The 17,345-nt window shown below is 67.7% G+C and carries 15 protein-coding genes and 1 other RNA gene; 7 read left to right on the forward strand and 9 right to left on the reverse strand.

The features are described 5' to 3' along the window. Positions 1-4 precede the first annotated feature (4 nt). The 3 genes from ACFPU0_RS01920 to ACFPU0_RS01930 all read left to right on the forward strand — a co-directional run bounded on the left by ACFPU0_RS01920 (position 5) and on the right by ACFPU0_RS01930 (position 3,307). Positions 5-451, forward strand: a complete 447-nt coding sequence (locus tag ACFPU0_RS01920; RefSeq protein ID WP_377691101.1) for an NfeD family protein — start codon at positions 5-7, stop codon at positions 449-451. Positions 452-574: 123 nt separating this feature from the next. Beyond that, positions 575-2,896 carry a cytochrome c3 family protein gene (locus tag ACFPU0_RS01925; RefSeq protein ID WP_377691102.1) on the forward strand — a complete coding sequence of 774 codons (2,322 nt, stop codon included), beginning with the start codon at positions 575-577 and terminating at the stop codon, positions 2,894-2,896. Positions 2,897-2,998: 102 nt separating this feature from the next. Continuing rightward, entirely contained in the window at positions 2,999-3,307 is a 309-nt protein-coding gene (locus tag ACFPU0_RS01930) for a DUF2388 domain-containing protein (protein WP_377691103.1), read from the forward strand. A 461-nt stretch (positions 3,308-3,768) separates the two neighbouring features. Here ACFPU0_RS01930 and gcvP read toward each other — a convergent pair whose 3' ends face one another. The 9 genes from gcvP to ACFPU0_RS01975 form a co-directional block, all read right to left on the reverse strand. Further along, positions 3,769-6,645 (reverse strand): aminomethyl-transferring glycine dehydrogenase, encoded by a 2,877-nt coding sequence (gcvP, locus tag ACFPU0_RS01935; protein ID WP_377691104.1) that lies wholly within the window; start codon positions 6,643-6,645, stop codon positions 3,769-3,771. Between the two features lie 78 nt (positions 6,646-6,723). After that, positions 6,724-7,113: a glycine cleavage system protein GcvH gene (gcvH, locus tag ACFPU0_RS01940; protein WP_377691105.1), complete on the reverse strand. Its 390-nt coding sequence runs from the start codon at positions 7,111-7,113 to the stop codon at positions 6,724-6,726. A 43-nt stretch (positions 7,114-7,156) separates the two neighbouring features. Next, positions 7,157-8,239: a glycine cleavage system aminomethyltransferase GcvT gene (gene gcvT / locus ACFPU0_RS01945; protein ID WP_377691106.1), complete on the reverse strand. Its 1,083-nt coding sequence runs from the start codon at positions 8,237-8,239 to the stop codon at positions 7,157-7,159. A 217-nt stretch (positions 8,240-8,456) separates the two neighbouring features. Beyond that, positions 8,457-10,076, reverse strand: coding sequence for an ABC transporter permease (locus tag ACFPU0_RS01950; RefSeq protein WP_377691107.1), 1,620 nt, complete (start codon positions 10,074-10,076; stop codon positions 8,457-8,459). Positions 10,077-10,180: 104 nt separating this feature from the next. After that, the gene (locus tag ACFPU0_RS01955; RefSeq protein ID WP_377691108.1) at positions 10,181-11,182 is read right to left on the reverse strand and encodes an extracellular solute-binding protein; all 1,002 of its coding nucleotides are present in this window, start codon (positions 11,180-11,182) and stop codon (positions 10,181-10,183) included. Positions 11,183-11,320: 138 nt separating this feature from the next. Beyond that, complete coding sequence (locus tag ACFPU0_RS01960) at positions 11,321-12,535, reverse strand: 2-octaprenyl-3-methyl-6-methoxy-1,4-benzoquinol hydroxylase (protein ID WP_377691339.1); 1,215 nt, start codon at positions 12,533-12,535, stop codon at positions 11,321-11,323. A gap of 51 nt (positions 12,536-12,586) precedes the next feature. Continuing rightward, positions 12,587-13,771: a 2-octaprenyl-6-methoxyphenyl hydroxylase gene (gene ubiH / locus ACFPU0_RS01965; protein WP_377691109.1), complete on the reverse strand. Its 1,185-nt coding sequence runs from the start codon at positions 13,769-13,771 to the stop codon at positions 12,587-12,589. Between the two features lies 1 nt (position 13,772). Further along, positions 13,773-15,107 carry a Xaa-Pro aminopeptidase gene (gene pepP / locus ACFPU0_RS01970; RefSeq protein WP_377691110.1) on the reverse strand — a complete coding sequence of 445 codons (1,335 nt, stop codon included), beginning with the start codon at positions 15,105-15,107 and terminating at the stop codon, positions 13,773-13,775. Positions 15,108-15,148: 41 nt separating this feature from the next. Beyond that, positions 15,149-15,703 (reverse strand): YecA family protein, encoded by a 555-nt coding sequence (locus tag ACFPU0_RS01975; RefSeq protein ID WP_377691111.1) that lies wholly within the window; start codon positions 15,701-15,703, stop codon positions 15,149-15,151. Positions 15,704-15,908: 205 nt separating this feature from the next. Here ACFPU0_RS01975 and ACFPU0_RS01980 point away from each other — a divergent pair, with 205 nt between their 5' ends. The 4 genes from ACFPU0_RS01980 to ACFPU0_RS01995 all read left to right on the forward strand — a co-directional run bounded on the left by ACFPU0_RS01980 (position 15,909) and on the right by ACFPU0_RS01995 (position 17,321). Continuing rightward, positions 15,909-16,118, forward strand: coding sequence for a TIGR02449 family protein (locus ACFPU0_RS01980; protein WP_028626819.1), 210 nt, complete (start codon positions 15,909-15,911; stop codon positions 16,116-16,118). After that, positions 16,115-16,429: a cell division protein ZapA gene (locus ACFPU0_RS01985; protein ID WP_377691112.1), complete on the forward strand. Its 315-nt coding sequence runs from the start codon at positions 16,115-16,117 to the stop codon at positions 16,427-16,429. Before ACFPU0_RS01980 ends, ACFPU0_RS01985 begins: the two co-directional genes overlap by 4 nt. Positions 16,430-16,526: 97 nt before the next feature. Further along, positions 16,527-16,706: non-coding RNA, 6S RNA (ssrS, locus tag ACFPU0_RS01990), on the forward strand. Between the two features lie 9 nt (positions 16,707-16,715). Next, positions 16,716-17,321, forward strand: coding sequence for a 5-formyltetrahydrofolate cyclo-ligase (locus tag ACFPU0_RS01995; RefSeq protein ID WP_377691113.1), 606 nt, complete (start codon positions 16,716-16,718; stop codon positions 17,319-17,321). Positions 17,322-17,345: the final 24 nt, after the last annotated feature.

Here is a 17,345-nt window from a genome sequence, read left to right on the forward strand (position 1 = left end):
GGCCATGTGGAACTACCTGCAGCACCTGACCTACTGGGATTGGCTGGCCCTCGGCACCCTGCTGCTGATCCTCGAAGTCTTCGGCGCCGGCGGCTACCTGCTGTGGATAGGCGTGGCCGCGGCCTGCGTCGGCGTCATCACCTTCATCGCCCCGGAACTGCACTGGGCCATCCAGTTCCTGCTCTTCGGCGTGCTCTCGGTCCTCACCGCGGTGTACTGGTGGCGCCGCCAGCGCAGCGCCGCCCGCCCCTCCGAGCAGCCCGGCCTGAACCAGCGCGGCCAGGAGTTCATCGGCCGCCAGTTCCCCCTGCACGAAGCCATCAGCGGCGGGCGCGGCAAGATCCGCGCCGGCGACTCGGTCTGGCTGGTTTGCGGCCCCGACCTGCCCGCCGGCAGCCAGGTCCGCGTGATCGGCCGGGACGGCGTGCTGCTCAGGGTGGAGCCGGTGTAGCGCCGGTTCCCTGCCCTTCCCTGCCGGTGAAGGGGAACGTCATGCAGCCTTGACGGGCTCCGGGGCATTCACGGAACCTGCACGCCACTGTGAAGCACCCTCGCCAGAACAGCGGATGTCTGCATGTCGAAACACCGGAAGATCGCCCCGGGAACGCCCCCCGCCAAGCCGCCACGACACCCCGTATACCCGGTGCTGGCCGGCCTCCTGCTGCTGGTCGGCCTGGGCCTCTGGCTGTACTTCGAGCGCGGCGGCGACGGCCTGCCGGGCAAGGCGCCGCAGCCCGACGCCAGCACCCTTCCTGCCAGCCTGGTGGAGGAAGCCCAGTGCGCGGGCTGCCACGTCCCGCAAGCCAAGGCCTGGGAAGGCAGCCACCACCAGCTCGCCATGCAGGAAGCGAACGAGTCCAGCGTGCTGGGGGATTTCAATGACACCCTCTTCAGCGACGAGAAGGAAACCACCCGCTTCTTCCGCAAGGACGGCGGTTTCTGGGTCAACACCCCGGGAGCCGACGGCAGGCCGGCGGACTTCCGCGTAGCCTACGCCTTCGGCATCGCGCCCCTGCAGCAGTACCTGATCGAGGTCCCCGGCGGTCGCCTGCAGGCCCTGGGCATCGCCTGGGACGTGGACAGGCGCGCCTGGTTCCACCTCTATCCGGGCCAGGGCGTCGACTTCAAGGACCCGCTGCACTGGAGCCAGCCGCAGCAGAACGCCAATTTCATGTGCGTGGAGTGCCACACCACCGGCTTCAAACGCAATTTCGACCCGGCCAGCAACGCCTTCGCCAGCCACTGGAACAGCCTGGGAGTGGGCTGCCAGGCCTGCCACGGCCCGGCTTCGCGGCACCTGGAGTGGGTGGAAAAACGCAATGACGCGGCCAATGCCGGCTTCGCCGTCGATCTCGGCCGCGCGGACCGGATCACCGCCGTGGAGACCTGCGCCCGCTGCCACTCCCGTCGCGCGCCCCTGGGCGACGGTTACCACAATGAGCGGCGGCTGATGGACGACTACCTGCCCAGCGCCCTGACCCGCGAACTCTACGAGCTGGATGGCAAGATCAAGGAAGAGGTGTTCGAGTACGGCGCCTTCACCCAGAGCCGGATGTTCGCCAAGGGCGTGCGCTGCAGCAACTGTCACGACCCTCACAGCACGGCGCTCAAGGCCCCGGGCAATGGCGTCTGCCTGCAGTGCCACAATCCCTCCGGCAAGACGGCCGTCGCCGGCGTCGACGGCAAGGGGCTGAAGGCCAAGGACTACGAGTCCCCCGCGCACCACCACCACAACCCCGGGCAGGCCGGCTCGCAGTGCGTGGACTGCCACATGCCGGGCAAGTTGTTCATGGTCAACGACTACCGCCACGACCACGGCTTCACCCTGCCCAACCCGGCCCGGGCCCTGCGCCTGGGCACCTCGGACGCCTGTCTCGGCTGCCACGGCGACCGCCCGGGGGACAGGATCGCCGAGCAGTTCCGCCACTGGTACGGCGAAGCCAAGCCCGCCACACCGCGCTATGACGAGAGCCTGTGGCTGATCCGCAATGGCCGGCCGGGCGCCTCGCGGGCGCTGTTCCAGCAGCTGGAATCCCAGGGCCTGCCGGCGATCCGCCGCGCCACCCTGCTGGCCGAGCTGCCGCGCTACCCCAGCGAACGCGCCCTCAAGGCCGCGGCGCGCGACCTGGCCCATCCCGCGCCGCAGGTGCGCGAAGCCGCGATCAAGGCGGTGGCCGCCCTGGTACCGCCAGAGCAGCGCCGCAACCTGCTGGCGCCGCTGCTGGAGGATCCGTTGCGCGCCGTGCGCATCGCCGCCGCCTACGAACTGCTGGGCATGCGCGCCACGGGCCTCGGCAACTATGAGAAGAGCTGGGTCGAGGCCATCACCGAATACGAAGCCGTGCAGCTCAGCCTGCAGGAGCGCGCCGAAGCCAACCTCAACCTGGCCGCGCTGTACCAGGCCAACGGCCGCGCCGAGGCGGTGGAGCCGCACCTGCGTGCCGCGCTGCAGCGCGACCCGGACTTCCTGCCGGCGCTGGTCGCCCTGGTGCAATGGCTGGATGGCAATTTCCGCTGGGAGGAAGGACGCGCCCTGCTGGAGCAGGGGCTGAAGGACCACCCGCAGTCGGCCCTGCTGCAGCATGCCAACGGCCTGATGCTGGTGCGCAAGGGCGACCTGTCGGCGGCGCTCAAGGCCTTCGCCGAGGCGGTCCGGCTGGAGCCGAAGAACAGCCAGTACGACTATGTCTACGCCGTGGCGCTGCATGACAGCGGCCAGCTGGAAACAGCATGCCATCGCCTGGAGGAATTGCTGGAACGCGACGCCGCGAACCGCGACGCACGCCTGGCGCTGATCAGCTACTGGCGCGAGGCAGGACAGATCCAGAAGGTCCAGGCACTGCTGGCGGAGCTGGAACAGCAGAACCCGGACGACCCGGTGCTGCGCCGGGAGTGATGGGATGGCGAGCGACCATGACCGGCAGGCGGTAAGGTTGAACTCGGGATTGGGCGGCCGAATCTGATATGTCAGGCCCACCCGAGAACGGAGTACCAGCCTATGCGCACTCGTCTGTATGCAGCCGCCTTCGCCCTGATCGCCCTGCCGTTCGGCTCGGCCATGGCAGACAGCGATTTCTGGCGCGATATCATCTCGTCCGGCGCCACTACCGCGTCCACCTACCTCACCTTCAAGGACGACAAACTGATAGTTGCGGCCCGCGACGACGCCAGCAGCTTCGTCGCCAGTGGCGGCGAAATCCGCGGCCCCTACCTTGAGGCGGCGTTGCAACGCATCCGCAGCGAGCATCCGGACCTCAAGGCCAGCGACAGCGAACTGGCCAACGCGATCCTGGCCACGGAAGAGTGAGCCCCCCAAGCACCCCGCACGGCAGGACCTCGCCGTGCGGGGCATCGTTTTTTCGCTATCCGCCTTTCCCTCGCGCGCGGAGCGCCCTCTTCTGTAGGGGCGAATTCATTCGCCAAGCAGACCGCAGGTTTGCCCACACCCCGTCGGGGCAACTTCGTTGCCCTTGGCGAGTAAACATCCACGTTCGTAGAACGTGGACTTGCGCTGGCCCCTTGGAAGCGGGCGAATCCTCCCCGTGCACAAGACCGCCCCCTTTCGCCTGGCCTGGACCCTAGGGTGCGCTGCGCGCACCGATTCCGGGATTGAAACCGCCGGTGCGCACGGCGCACCCTACCGCATCGGCTTCATCCTGCTAGTCCGGACATTCGAATCGTCACAGGCAAAGCCGCTGACTCATGGCCACGCCCCAAGGACGTGGTTTCCCAAGTTCAAATGAATTCGCCCCTACAGATCGCGCTTACCTACTCCCGATAATCCTCCACCGGCACGCAGGCGCAGAACAGATTGCGGTCGCCGTAGACGTTGTCCACCCGGTTCACCGTCGGCCAGTACTTGTGGGCGCGGGTATGGGGCGAGGGAGTAACGGCCTCCTCGATACTGTAGGGCCGCTCCCAGTGGCCGATCACGTCGGCGAGCGTGTGCGGCGCGCGTTTCAGCGGGTTGTCCTCCGCCGGCCAGTCGCCCGCCTGGACCTTGGCGATCTCCGCGCGAATGCTCAGCATCGCTTCGATGAAGCGGTCCAGCTCGTGCTTGTTCTCGCTCTCGGTGGGCTCGACCATCAGGGTGCCCGGCACCGGGAAGCTCATGGTCGGCGCATGGAAGCCGTAGTCCATCAGACGCTTGGCCACGTCTTCCTCGGTGATACCGGTTTCCGCCTTGAGCGGGCGCAGGTCGAAGATGCACTCGTGGGCCACGTGGCCGTTGCGCCCGCTGTAGAGCACCGGGTAGGCATCGCCCAGCTGCCGGGCCAGGTAGTTGGCATTGAGGATGGCGACTTCGGTGGCGTCGGCCAGCTCCGGCCCCATCATGGCGATGTACATCCAGCTGATCGGCAGGATGCTGGCACTGCCCCAGGGCGCCGCGCTGACCGCGCCGTTCTCCGGGTTGGGCCCCTTGAGCTCGATCACCGGGTGATTGGCGACGAAGGGTGCCAGGTGCGCGCGCACACCGATCGGCCCCATGCCCGGCCCACCGCCACCATGGGGGATGCAGAAGGTCTTGTGCAGGTTCATGTGGGAGACGTCGGCGCCGATGTCCGCCGGTCGCGCCAGGCCGACCTGGGCATTGAGGTTGGCGCCGTCCATGTAGACCTGGCCGCCATTGCTGTGGATAACCTCGCAGATCTCACGGATGCCCTCCTCGTAGACCCCGTGGGTGGAGGGGTAGGTGGCCATCAGGCAGGCCAGCTGGCCGCCGGCCTCGGCGGCCTTGCGCTTGAGGTCCTCGAGGTCGACGTTACCGTCCTGGTCGCACTCGACTATCACCACGCGCAAGCTCGCCATCTGCGCCGAGGCCGGGTTGGTGCCGTGGGCCGAGGCCGGGATCAGGCAGATATTGCGGTGCCCCTCCCCGCGACTCTCGTGATAGCGGCGGATGGCCAGCAGTCCGGCGTACTCGCCCTGGGCGCCGGAGTTGGGCTGCATGCAGATGGCATCGAAGCCGGTGATGGCGCAGAGCCAGGCCTCCAGCTCGTCGATCATCAGCTTGTAGCCCAGGGCCTGCGTCCGCGGCACGAAGGGGTGCAGGTTGGCGAATTCCGGCCAGGTGATGGGGATCATCTCGCTGGTGGCGTTGAGCTTCATGGTGCAGGAGCCCAGCGGGATCATCGCCTGGTTCAGCGCCAGGTCCTTGTTCTCCAGCTGCTTGAGGTAGCGCAGCATCTCGGTCTCACTGTGGTGGGCATTGAACACCGGGTGGTCGAGGTAGCCGCTGCTGCGCGCGAGATCGGCCGGGATGCCGCCGATGATCACGCTTTCGTCCAGCTCGGCGACGGACAGGCCATGGTCGGCACCGAGGAAAATGCCGAACAGTTGCTCCACGGTGTCCGCCGTGCAGGTCTCGTCGAGACTGACCCCCAGCTTGCCGCGGCCGAGAATGCGCAGGTTGATGCGCGCGGCGTTGGCCGACTCGATCACGGCGGTCTGGCTGCCGCCCACATCCAGGGTCAGGGTGTCGAAGAAATACTGGTTGTCACGCTGGATGCCGCGGCGCGCCAGGCCTTCGGCCAGGATGGCGGTGAGCCGGTGGACGCGCTGGGCGATGCGCTTGAGGCCCTCGGGGCCGTGGTAGACGGCGTAGCAGCTGGCGATATTGGCCAGCAGCACCTGGGCCGTGCAGATGTTGGAGTTGGCCTTCTCGCGGCGAATGTGCTGCTCGCGGGTCTGCAGGGCCATGCGCAGGGCGACGTTGCCGCGGGCGTCCTTGGACACGCCGATGATCCGCCCGGGCATGGCGCGCTTGAATTCGTCGCGGGTGGCGAAGAAGGCCGCGTGGGGCCCGCCGTAGCCCATGGGCACGCCGAAGCGCTGGGCCGAACCGAAGGCCACGTCCGCCCCCAGCTCGCCGGGCGGAGTGAGCAGCAGCAGGCTGAGCAGGTCGGCGCCGACGCAGGCCAGGGCCTGCTGACCATGCAGGTGCTCGATCAGGGGTCGCAGGTCGCGGATCTCGCCGTGGGTATCGGGGTACTGCAACAGGGCGCCGAACACTTCGTGCTGCGTCAGGTTATCCACAGGGGCCACCACCAGGTCGAAGCCGAAGGCCTGGGCGCGGGTCTGCACCACCGAGATGGTCTGCGGGTGGCAGTCTTCGTCGACGAAGAACAGGTTGCTCTTCGACTTGGCCACCCGCTTGGCCAGGGCCATGGCCTCGGCGGCGGCGGTAGCCTCGTCCAGCAGGGATGCGCTGGCGAGATCGAGGCCGGTGAGGTCGATGGTCAGTTGCTGGAAGTTCAGCAGGGCCTCCAGCCGGCCCTGGGCGATCTCCGGCTGATAGGGCGTGTAGGCGGTGTACCAGCCCGGGCTTTCCAGCACGTTGCGCAATATCACGGTGGGCGTGATGGTGCCGTAGTAGCCCATGCCGATCAGGCTGGTCCATAGCTGGTTCTGCTCGGCGTAGCCACGCAGCTTGGCCAGGGCCTGCTGCTCGTCCAGCGCCGGCGGCAGCTCCAGGGGCTGATTGAGGCGGATCGCCGGCGGCACCGTCTGTACGATCAGCTCATCGAGGCTGGTGAGGCCCAGGGCCTCGAGCATGGCCCGCTGTTCGGCCTCATCCGGCCCCAGGTGGCGGCGGAGGAAGGCGTCGGGCAGTTGGAGCTGGGACAGCGAGGGCATCTGGGACATGGGCAGGACCTCGTTTCGCCTCTTGTGAAAAGCAAAAAGCCTCGACTAGCGAGGCTTTTTGCAAGGATAGCGGGAGAATCAGCTATCGGCGTCGGCGGCTGCCTTGTAGGCGGCGGCATCGAGCAGCTTGTCCAGCTCGCCGGCGTCGTTCGGCTTGAGCTTGAAGAACCAGGAGCCGTAGGGGTCGCTGTTGACGCTCTCGGGGGCATCGCTGAGGGCATCGTTCACGGCGATCACTTCGCCGCCGATCGGCGCGTAGATGTCGGAAGCGGCCTTCACCGACTCCACCACGCCGGCTTCCTGACCGGCGGCCAGGGTCTTGCCGACTTCCGGCAGTTCGACGAAGACCACGTCGCCCAGGGCTTCCTGGGCATGGTCGGTGATGCCCACGGTGACGGTGCCATCGGCTTCCAGACGGGCCCACTCGTGGCTGGGGGCGTAACGCAGTTCAGCGGGGATGTTGCTCATGTCGAGTTCCTCAGAGACTGTGGCGGATGGCCCGCCTGCAAATTTAGATCAAGGCTTTGCCATTGCGCACGAAGTTCGGCCGCACGACGCGCACCGGGAACCACTTGCCGCGGATTTCCACTTCCGCGCGCTCACCGGTGGCCATCGGCAGCCGCGCCATGGCGATGGATTTGTTCAGGGTCGGGGAGAAGCTGCCGCTGGTGATCTCGCCCTCGCCCACGCCCTCTACCCGCACCACCTGGTGGGCGCGCAGCACGCCGCGCTCTTCCAGGACCAGGCCGACCAGCTTGCTGGCGGGGCCCGCGGCGCGTTCGGCTTCCAGGGCCTGGCGGCCGATGAAGTCGCGGGACTCGGGTTCCCAGGCGATGGTCCAGGCCATGTTGGAGACCAGCGGGGAAACCTCCTCGGTCATGTCCTGGCCGTAGAGGTTCATCCCGGCTTCCAGGCGCAGGGTGTCGCGGGCGCCGAGGCCGATGGGGGCGATGCCGGCGCCCACCAGTTCGCTGAAGAAACCGGCCACCTGTTCGGCAGGTAGCATGATCTCCAGGCCGTCCTCACCGGTGTAGCCGGTGCGAGCGATGAACCAGTCGTCATCGGGCAGGCCCTGGAAGGGCTTGAGTTCGTGGATCAGCGCGGCGCGCTCGGTGCTCAGCAGCTCGGCCACCCGGGTACGGGCGCTGGGGCCCTGGATGGCGAGGATCGCCAGGTCGGCACGCTGGCTCAGCTGGACGTCGTAACCCTGGCTGCGCGCTTGCATCCAGGCCAGGTCCTTCTCGCGGGTGGCGGCGTTGACCACCAGGCGATAACCGCCGGCGGTGAGGTAGACGATCAGGTCGTCGATCACCCCGCCCCGCTCATTGAGCATGGCGCTGTAGAGGGCCTTGCCGGGGGTCTGCAGGCGCTCGACGTCGTTGGCCAGCAGATGCTGGAGCCAGGCCTTGGCCTGATTGCCCGCGACGTCCACCACTGTCATGTGGGAGACATCGAAGACACCGCAGTCGCGGCGCACCTGGTGGTGCTCCTCGACCTGGGAGCCGTAGTGCAGCGGCATGTCCCAACCGCCGAAATCGACCATCTTGGCTCCCAGGGCCACATGCTGGTCATGCAATGGAGTGCGCTGTCCCATGGGTTTCTCCTTCCGGGATTGGCGAAGTGCGGCGGGCCTTGGGCGCGGGATCATCCGCTGCCGCGGCGGGGTGGGCCGCAACGAATGGCGCGCATTGTAGCCGCTAGGTCGACCCCTGGACACTCCAGCAGGCGGACGGCCGAAAGGGCGCCTCAAGGGGGGTGAGATGGCCTTGTGCCTTATGCCGCCACGCTCGCGGGCATTCCCGGGGGCGCCCTCAGTGGCCGATCCGTCTTGCCGAACGGCGTATCAGGCCGATCACCGGCAACAGGCCGACCAGCACCAGGGTCAGGGCGGGCAGCGAAGCGCGGGCCCATTCGCCCTCGCTGGTCATTTCGAAGATGCGCACGGCCAGGGTGTCCCAGCCGAAGGGACGCATCAGCAGGGTGGCGGGCATTTCCTTGAGCACGTCGACGAACACCAGCAGCGCGGCACTCAGGGTGCCGGGCACCAGCAACGGCAGGTAGACCCGGAAGAACAGCGCCGGCCCGCCCACTCCGAGGCTGCGGGAAGCCTCCGGCAACGACGGACGGATACGCGCCAGGCCGTTCTCCAGGGGCCCGTAGGCCACCGCCATGAAACGCACCAGGTAAGCCAGCAGCAGTGCGCCGAGGCTGCCCAGCAGCAGCGGCTTGCCGGCGCCGCCGAGCCAGTTGGACAGCGGGATCACCATCTGGCTGTCGAGATAGCTGAAGGCGAGCATGATGGACACCGCCAGCACCGAGCCCGGCAGCGCGTAGCCGAGGTTGGCCATTCCGACGGCCGCGCGCACCGGGCGGGTCGGCGCCAGGCGCCGGGCGAAGGCCAGCAGCAGCGCCACGCAGACGGTGAGCAGCGCGGCCATGCCGCCGAGGTAGAGGGTATGCAGGATCAGCCCGGCATAACGCTCGTCGAGGTCGAAGCGCCCGCGCAGCCAGAACCACGCCAGGAGCTGCAGCATGGGAATGACGAAGGCGCAGGCGAACACCAGGGAGCACCAGCAGGTGGCCGCCAGGGCCTTGATGCCGTTCAGGTGATAGAGCGCCTTGCCCCGTGGCCGCTCGCTGGCCGGGCGGCCTGCGCCACGGGCGCGGCGCTCGCCATAGAGCACCAGGCAGACACCGAGCAGCAGCAGGCTGGCCAGCTGGGCGGCGCTGGAGAGGCTGAAGAAGCCGTACCAGGTCTTGTAGATGGCGGTGGTGAAGGTATCGAAGTTGAACACCGCCACGGCGCCGAAGTCGGCCAGGGTTTCCATGACCGCCAGGGCCAGGCCGGCGCCGATGGCTGGCCGCGCCATGGGCAGGGCGACGTGCCAGAACGCCTGCCAGGGTGACTGGCCGAGTACCCGGGCGGCCTCCATCAGCCCCTTGCCCTGGGCCAGGAAGGCGGCGCGGGCCAGCAGGTAGACGTAGGGGTAGAAGACCAGCACCAGCACCAGGATCACCCCGCCGGTGGAGCGCACCCGCGGCAGCCGCAGGCCGCTGCCGAACCACTCGCGCAGCAGGGTCTGCACCGGCCCGGAAAAGTCGAACAGGCCGATGAAGACGAAGGCCAACACATAGGCCGGCACGGCGAAGGGCAGCATCAGCGCCCAGTCCAGCCAGCGCCGGCCGGGGAACTCGCAGAGGCTGGTGAGCCAGGCCAGGCTGACGCCGATCAGGGTCACCCCCACCGACACGCCGGCCACCAGCACCAGGGTATTGCCCAGCAGGCGCGGCATCTGGGTTTCCCAGAGGTGGGACCAGATCTCGCCATCCACCTCGCCCCAGGACAGCAGCAGGACACTCAGGGGCAACAGGACCAGGACGGCGACGGCAAAGCTGATGGGGTACCAGCGACGCTGGGCGGGATGGGACACGCGAAACCTCGAGGGGAGCTGGAAGCGGGGAAGCTTAAAGCCTGAAGCGGAAAGCTTGAAGCCGCGTTTCGCTTCCGGCTTCCCGCTTCAGGCTTCAGCTTCGGTCAGTTCCAGCCGACCCGGTCCATCATCCTGATGGCTTCGGCCTGGCGCTTGCCCGCCACTTCAACCGGGATAGTGTCGGCCTTGAAGCTGCCCCAGGCGGCCACCTCGGCGGACGGCTTGACCTTGGGATTGGCCGGGAACTCCTGGTTGATGTCGGCGAACAGGCTCTGGGCTTCGTCGGTGGTCATCCACTCCACCAGGGCCTTGGCGGCCTCGGGGTGCGGCGCGTGCCTGGTCAGGCCGATACCCGAGAGGTTCACGTGCACGCCGCGGTCAGCCTGGTTCGGCCAGAAGATCTTCACCCGCAGGTTCGGATTTTCCTTGTGCAGGCGCCCGAAGTAGTAGGTGTTGACGATACCGACGTCGCACTGGCCAGCATCCACCGCCTGGATCACCGCGTTGTCGTCGGCGAACACGTCGGTGGCCAGGTTGTTCACCCAGCCCTTGAGGACTTCCTCGGTCTTGGCCGCGCCATGGGTCTCGATCAGGGTAGCGGTCAGCGACTGGTTGTAGACCTTCTTCGCGGTACGCAGGCACAGGCGGCCTTCCCAGTTCTTGTCGGCCAGGGCCTCGTAGGTGGAAAGCTCTTCCGGCTTCACCCGCTCGGTGGAGTAGACGATGGTGCGCGCGCGCAGCGACAGGCCGGTCCAGGCATGGCTGCTGGCGCGGTACTGGGGCAGGATGTTGGCGTCGATCACAGGCGAGGTGAAGGGCTGCAGGATGCCCATCTGCTCGGCCTGCCAGAGGTTGCCGGCATCCACGGTGAGCAGCAGGTCGGCCACGCCGTTCTCGCCCTCCGCCTTGATCCGCTGCATCAGCGGGGCTTCCTTGTCGGTGATGAACTTGATCTGCACGCCTGTCTTGGCGGTGTAGGCGTCGAACACCGGCTTGATCAGCTCGTCGATCCGTGAGGAGTAGACCACCACTTCATCGGCGGCCTGCACCGAAGTAGCAGCGGCGGACAGCGCAAGGAGCGCGAAAAGGGACTGACGTACCCGCATTGCTGGAGCCTCTTGATGAAGACGAAGGCTGAATGATAGTCAACATCAGTTGCGAGCTGTAGCGGTTTTTATGTCGGGGTGTGTATTCCGCACTCCCCTCCCCGGATGGAGAGGGAAGCGTTCGCGCACAAGGCGCGATCAGGCCTGGGCGAGATTCGGCAGGTCTCCCGATAGCCCCAGGGCCCTGCGCACGAACAGCGCCTTGGCCTCGGGCATGCCGTCGACCCATTTCAGGCCAGTGTTGCGCAACCAGCGCAGGGGCAGCGGATTGGCCTGGAACAGCCGCTCGAAGCCTTCCATCGCCGCCATCATCGCCAGGTTGTGGGGCATGCGCCGGCGCTCGAAACGGCTCAGCACGCGCTCGTCGGCCAGGCGCTCGCCGCGGCCGACGGCATGCAACAGCACTTCGGCGAGCACCGCCGCATCGAGGAATCCGAGATTGACCCCCTGCCCCGCCAGCGGGTGGATGCTGTGGGCCGCATCGCCGATCAGCGCCAGCCCCTCTTCCACATAGCGCTTGGCGTGGCGTTGGCGCAGCGGGATGCACAGGCGCGGGTCGGCGCCGAGCACCTCGCCCAGGCGCCACTCGAAGGCGCGCCCGAGCTCGCTGCAGAAGACGGTGTCGTCCAGGGCCATCAGGCGCCCGGCCTCGGCCGGGGTCACCGACCAGACGATGGAGCACCAGTGCTCGCCGTCCCGCGAAAGCGGCAGGAAGGCCAGCGGGCCGTCATCGGTGAAGCGCTGCCAGGCGGTGCGCTGGTGCGGCTCGGCGCAACGCACGCTGGTGACGATGGCGTGGTGCAGGTAATCCCATTCGCGGGTGGCGCAGCCGGCCAGGCGACGCACCGCGGAGTTGGCGCCGTCGGCGGCCACCACCAGGGGGGTGCGCAGCTCGCGGCCGTCCACCAGGGTCAGCAGCCAGTCGTCGCCGGAACGGCGCAGGCGCTCCAGGCGCGCTCCCGGCAGCAGGCCGATATCGCTGTCGTGCAGGGGTTCCAGCAGGGCGTCCTGGACCACGCGATTCTCGACGATATGGCCGAGCGCCTCGGCGTGCACGCTGGCCGCGGAGAAGTGGATCTGCCCGGTGCCGGAACCGTCCCAGACATGCATGTCGCCATAGGGGCTGCTGCGCCGCGCGGCGATGCCGGGCCAGGCGCCGAGGCGTTCGAGGATGCGTTGGCTGGCAACGGACAGGGCACTGACCCGCGGCTCGAAGGCCGATGCCGGGTCGAAGGGTTTGACGCTGAGCGGGCTGCCGTCGATCAGCAGGATATCCAGACCGCTATCCTTGAGCGCCAGGGCCAGGGCACTGCCGACCATGCCGGCGCCCACGATGATCAGATCCGCGCGCAGTTCCATATCAGGCCTTGAGGCTCCCTGTGTGTCCGCGTTGGGCACGTCCGCTCAGTCCGGACGGGTGCCCAGGCCCATGGCCTGGCGGGCGAACCAGCGCTTGGCCGGCGGCAGCAGGTCGAGGCCGAGCAGGCCCAGGTTGCGTCCGGCGGCCAGCAGCGGCTCGGCGTTGGAGAAAAGGCGGGTCACCTGGTCGGAGAATCCCACCGTGAGGTTCTGGTCCTGGCGCTGGCGCTGCAGGTAGCCCTGCAGGGTAGCGAAGTCGCCCGGGGTCTTGTCGCTGGCCAGCAGCGCCTCCGCCAGGGCCTGGGCATCGCGCAGGGACAGGTTGTAGCCCTGGCCGGCGATGGGGTGCAGGCTGTGGGCGGCGTTGCCCAGCACCACCAGGTTGGAACGCACCTGTTCCTCGGCCTCCACCAGTTCCAGCGGGTAGAGGTGCCGTGCGCCCACCTGCTGGAAGGCGCCAAGGCGATAACCGAAGGCGGTCTGCAACTCGTCGAGGAAGCTGCGCTCGTCGAGCCGGGCGAGGCGCTCGGCATCGTTGCCGGGGCGGCTCCAGACCAGCGCGCAGCGGTTTTCCGGCAGCGGCAGCAGGGCCATGGGGCCATCATCGGTGAAGCGTTCGAAGGCCTGGCCGCGATGGGCTTCCAGCGGGCTGACGTTGGCGATCAGCGCGGTCTGCCGGTAGGCGGTGCGGTGCACGCCGATACCCAGCTGTTCGCGCAGGCCGGAGCGGCCGCCGTCGGCCAGCACCGCGAGGTCGCAGTCGAGCTGGGTCTCGTCATTGAGCGTCAGGCGATAGCCGCCTTCCAGCGCCTGCATGCCGACCACTTCGGCCGGGCAGTGCCAGGTCACCACCTCTTCGTCCAGGGCCTGCCAGAGGCACTGGCCGAGCCAGGCGTTCTCCACCACGTAGCCCAGCGCCGGAACACCCTCTTCCAGGGCGGCGAGGCGGGTGGCGCCGAAGCGCCCGCGGTCGGAGACGTGGATCTGCAGGATGGGCTCGGCGCGCTGGGCGATGGCCTGCCAGAGGCCGAGGCGTTCGTAGATCCTCCGGCTGCCGAAGGACAGCGCGGAAGAGCGGGCATCGTAGCTTGGCTGGAAGCTGTCGCCGGGGGCGAAGGGTTCGATCAGGACGATCTTCCAGCCCCGCGCCCGGGCACCCTCCTGCAGCGCCAGGGCGAGGCTGGCGCCCACCAGGCCCCCGCCGATGATCGCGACTTGGCTGTGGTGCATGTCAGGCGGCCCGGGTACGCGCGGCGGCCATCAGCGCCTCGATCTCGTCCACCGACTTGGGCACGCCGCCGGTGAGGATTTCGCAGCCGGCCTTTGTCACTACCACGTCGTCCTCGATGCGCACGCCGATGCCGCGCCACTTCTTCGGCACGTCCTGGTTGTCGGCGCCGATGTAGATACCCGGCTCGACGGTCATGGCCATCCCCGGCTCCAGCACGCGCCACTCGCCGCCGACCTTGTATTCGCCGACGTCGTGCACGTCCATGCCCAGCCAGTGGCCGGCACGGTGCATGTAGAATGCCTTGTAGGCCTCGGAGGCGATCAGCTCGTCGACCTCGCCCTTGAGCAGGCCGAGGTCCACCAGACCGGCGGTGATGACCTGCACGGTGGCTTCGTGGGCTTCGTTCCAGTGCTTGCCGGGGGCGATCTGCAGGAAGGCGGCTTCCTGGGATTTCAGCACCAGTTCGTAGATGGCCTTCTGCTCGGGGCTGAAGCGGCCGCTGACCGGGAAGGTGCGGGTGATGTCGCTGGCGTAGCAGTCCAGCTCGCAGGCGGCGTCGATCAGCACCAGGTCGCCGTCCTTCAGCAGGGCGTCGTTCTCCCGGTAGTGCAGGATGCAGGCGTTCTTGCCGGCGGCGACGATGGAGCCGTAGGCCGGCATCTTCGCCCCGCCCTTGCGGAATTCGTATTCCAGCTCGGCTTCCAGGTGGTACTCGTACAGACCGGCGCGTGAGGCCTGCATGGCGCGCACGTGGGCGCGAGCGGAGACCTCGGCGGCCTCGCGCATGACCTTCACTTCCGCCGCCGACTTGTACAGGCGCATGTCGTGCAGCAGGTGGTCGAGGGCGACGAACTCCTTGGGCGGCTGGGCGCCCTGGCGCGCCTTGGAACGGATCACGTTGATCCATTCCATCAGGTGCTGGTCGAACTCGGTGTTGGTGCCGATGGAGTAATAGACGCGGCTGCGCCCTTCGATCAGGCCGGGCAGGATGTCGTCGATATCGCCGATGGGGAAGGCGTCGTCGGCGCCGTATTCGCTGATGGCGCCGTCCTGGCCGGCGCGCAGGCCGTCCCAGAGTTCACGCTCCGGATCGCGCTCGCGGCAGAACAGCACGTACTCGCCGTGCTCGCGGCCGGGGATCAGCACCAGCACCGCTTCCGGCTCGGGGAAGCCGCTGAGGTACTGGAAATCGCTGTCCTGGCGGTAGACGTGCTCGACGTCGCGATTGCGGATATGCACCGGCGCGGCGGGCAGGATGGCGATGCTGTTGGCTTCCATCTGCGCCATCAGCGCCTTGCGCCGGCGGGCGTACTCGGCCTTGGGGATACGGGTCATGCGCGCTCCTTCAGGGCGGGTACGGGGCCCGCCACTCGGGTTCAATGCAACGAGGGTTTGGCGGCCGGCGCGGCGGGCTTGGCGCACTCGGCGAACAGCAACAGGGGGGCGACGCGCAGGTACTCCATGACTTCCATGTAGTCGCTCTCGCCGTCGTCGGAATCCTCCAGGGCGCTCTGCACCTGGGCGATGGAGGCGAGGTCCTGCAGCACCTCAACCGCTTCGCCGGACAGCGCGCCCTCGCGGGCGGTCAGGCCGAAGCCGCCGAGGAAGCCCTGGCACCACTGGCCGAGGGCAGCGGCGCGTTCGGCCAGCGGAGCCTCGTCACCGGGCAGCAGCAGGACCACGGCCATGTCGCTGCCGGTCAGCTCGCCCTTGACCATTTCCTGCAGGCCGACCAGGGCCTGGCGCAGGCTGTCCTGCGGGGCGGCGCCGAGCAGTTCGGCGGCATCCTCCAGCCAGGGTTCGGGCTCGAAGCCGGCACCGGCGCAGCTGCGGCCGAGAAGCATGCCGTGCAATTCGGCAGGGGATACCGGCTGGCCGGTGGAGGCGAGGAGTGCGGCGAAGGCGTTATAGGGAGAATTCGAACTGGACATAAGGGTGGCTAGGCGCCAGAGGGCGCAATCACTAGAATGACGGCCTCGTATCCTAGCAGTCTGGCGCGTTGAAGGCAGCATCCGCAGCCCGGCCGCCAGCCCCCACCCACGGGCGCGCAGAGAATCGCGCCGACGCCTGCGGGTTTGACCCTTTCCCGCGTCGGTCCTATATAGTCCCGGTCACTCCCCATCAAGTAGATAGCCCATGGAAGATGCCGAACTGCATGCACTGACAGCCAAGCTGGAGCTTCTGATCCAGCGTGTCGAGCAGCTCAAGGCCCAGAACCGGCTCCTGCTTGCCAGCGAGAAGGCCTGGCGCGAAGAACGCGCTCATCTGATCGAAAAGAACGAAATGGCCCGGCTCAAGGTCGAAGCGATGATTTCGCGCCTGAAAGCCCTGGAGCAGGATTCATGACCCAGTCCAACACCGTTACCGTCCAAATCCTCGATAAGGAATACTGCATCGCCTGCCCTGCCGACGAACGCGCCAACCTGGAAAGCGCCGCCCGCTACCTGGACGGCAAGATGCGGGAGATCCGTTCCAGCGGGAAAGTCATAGGCGCCGACCGCATCGCCGTGATGGCCGCCTTGAACATCACCCACGATCTGCTGCACAAGCAGCAGCGCCTGGATCAGGAAGCCACGTCCACCCGCGAGCGGGTGCGTGACCTGCTGGAGCGCGTCGACCACGCCCTGGCCACCGACCCGGATAGCCAACGGGCCTGACACGCGCAGCGACAAAATGATGCACAACGGCCGACTCGATTCATCCGGACCGACGCGCAGCAGTTTCCAAAGCGGTTCTTGGGGTATACTCGCGACCAGCTCCCTGGTGTGTTGGCCAGTCGGTGACGTCCCTGAGCCGATAAATGCAACCACGGGGGTTGCAAGTTGGGGCCGGTGTGCATGTCCGCCTGACGGAAAGCCTTAACGCCTCCTGCAACCTCCACCTTGAACTTTAGGGTTCAAGGGCTTACCCGACAGCGGCACAACCGGGGAGTCTACTTTCTTCATGATCTGCGCCGGATCCCACTCCCGCCAGAGTCTGCGCCGCCTGCTCCGCCAGGCCCGCCGCGCACTCACCCCTCTCCAGCAGAAGCACGCCGCCAAGGCCCTCTACCGCCAGCTGGCGCAGGACCCCATGTTCCGCCGCGCCAGGCACGTCGCGCTCTACCTGCCCACCAATGGCGAGATCGACCCGCGCCCGCTGCTGCGCGAAGCGCAACGCCGGGGCAAGCAGGCCTACCTGCCGGTGCTCAATGCCTGGCCGCGGGAAAAGATGGTGTTCCAGCGCCTGCTCCCGGGGGAAAGGCTCAGGAAGAATCGTTTCCGTATCCTCGAGCCACGCGCCAATCCTGCGCAGCAGCGCAAGGTCTGGGCACTGGACCTGGTCATGCTGCCGCTGGTGGGCTTCGATGAATACGGTGGACGCCTGGGAATGGGCGCGGGCTTCTACGACCGGAGCCTGGCCTATCTGTCTCGCCGCCGGCAATGGCGCAAGCCGACCCTGCTGGGCCTGGCGCACGAATGCCAGAAAGTGGACAGGCTGGAACTGGCGAGCTGGGATGTGTCCCTGCAGGCGACAGTGACGGACAGGGGCTGGTACGAAGGACAGTGACAGCGGCACCGCGATCCTTGCGGT

The sequence above is a fragment of the Pseudomonas sp. GCM10022186 genome (genome assembly GCF_042656385.1).
Classification (GTDB): Bacteria; Pseudomonadota; Gammaproteobacteria; order Pseudomonadales; family Pseudomonadaceae; genus Metapseudomonas.

Coding starts and splice junctions, on each gene's coding strand:
- ACFPU0_RS01920 (WP_377691101.1), top strand. CDS start 5: ATGTGGAACTACCTGCAGCACCTGACCTACTGGGATTGGCTGGCCCTC.
- ACFPU0_RS01925 (WP_377691102.1), top strand. CDS start 575: ATGTCGAAACACCGGAAGATCGCCCCGGGAACGCCCCCCGCCAAGCCG.
- ACFPU0_RS01930 (WP_377691103.1), top strand. CDS start 2,999: ATGCGCACTCGTCTGTATGCAGCCGCCTTCGCCCTGATCGCCCTGCCG.
- gcvP (WP_377691104.1), bottom strand. CDS start 6,645: ATGTCCCAGATGCCCTCGCTGTCCCAGCTCCAACTGCCCGACGCCTTC.
- gcvH (WP_377691105.1), bottom strand. CDS start 7,113: ATGAGCAACATCCCCGCTGAACTGCGTTACGCCCCCAGCCACGAGTGG.
- gcvT (WP_377691106.1), bottom strand. CDS start 8,239: ATGGGACAGCGCACTCCATTGCATGACCAGCATGTGGCCCTGGGAGCC.
- ACFPU0_RS01955 (WP_377691108.1), bottom strand. CDS start 11,182: ATGCGGGTACGTCAGTCCCTTTTCGCGCTCCTTGCGCTGTCCGCCGCT.
- ubiH (WP_377691109.1), bottom strand. CDS start 13,771: ATGCACCACAGCCAAGTCGCGATCATCGGCGGGGGCCTGGTGGGCGCC.
- pepP (WP_377691110.1), bottom strand. CDS start 15,107: ATGACCCGTATCCCCAAGGCCGAGTACGCCCGCCGGCGCAAGGCGCTG.
- ACFPU0_RS01975 (WP_377691111.1), bottom strand. CDS start 15,703: ATGTCCAGTTCGAATTCTCCCTATAACGCCTTCGCCGCACTCCTCGCC.
- ACFPU0_RS01980 (WP_028626819.1), top strand. CDS start 15,909: ATGGAAGATGCCGAACTGCATGCACTGACAGCCAAGCTGGAGCTTCTG.
- ACFPU0_RS01985 (WP_377691112.1), top strand. CDS start 16,115: ATGACCCAGTCCAACACCGTTACCGTCCAAATCCTCGATAAGGAATAC.
- ACFPU0_RS01995 (WP_377691113.1), top strand. CDS start 16,716: ATGATCTGCGCCGGATCCCACTCCCGCCAGAGTCTGCGCCGCCTGCTC.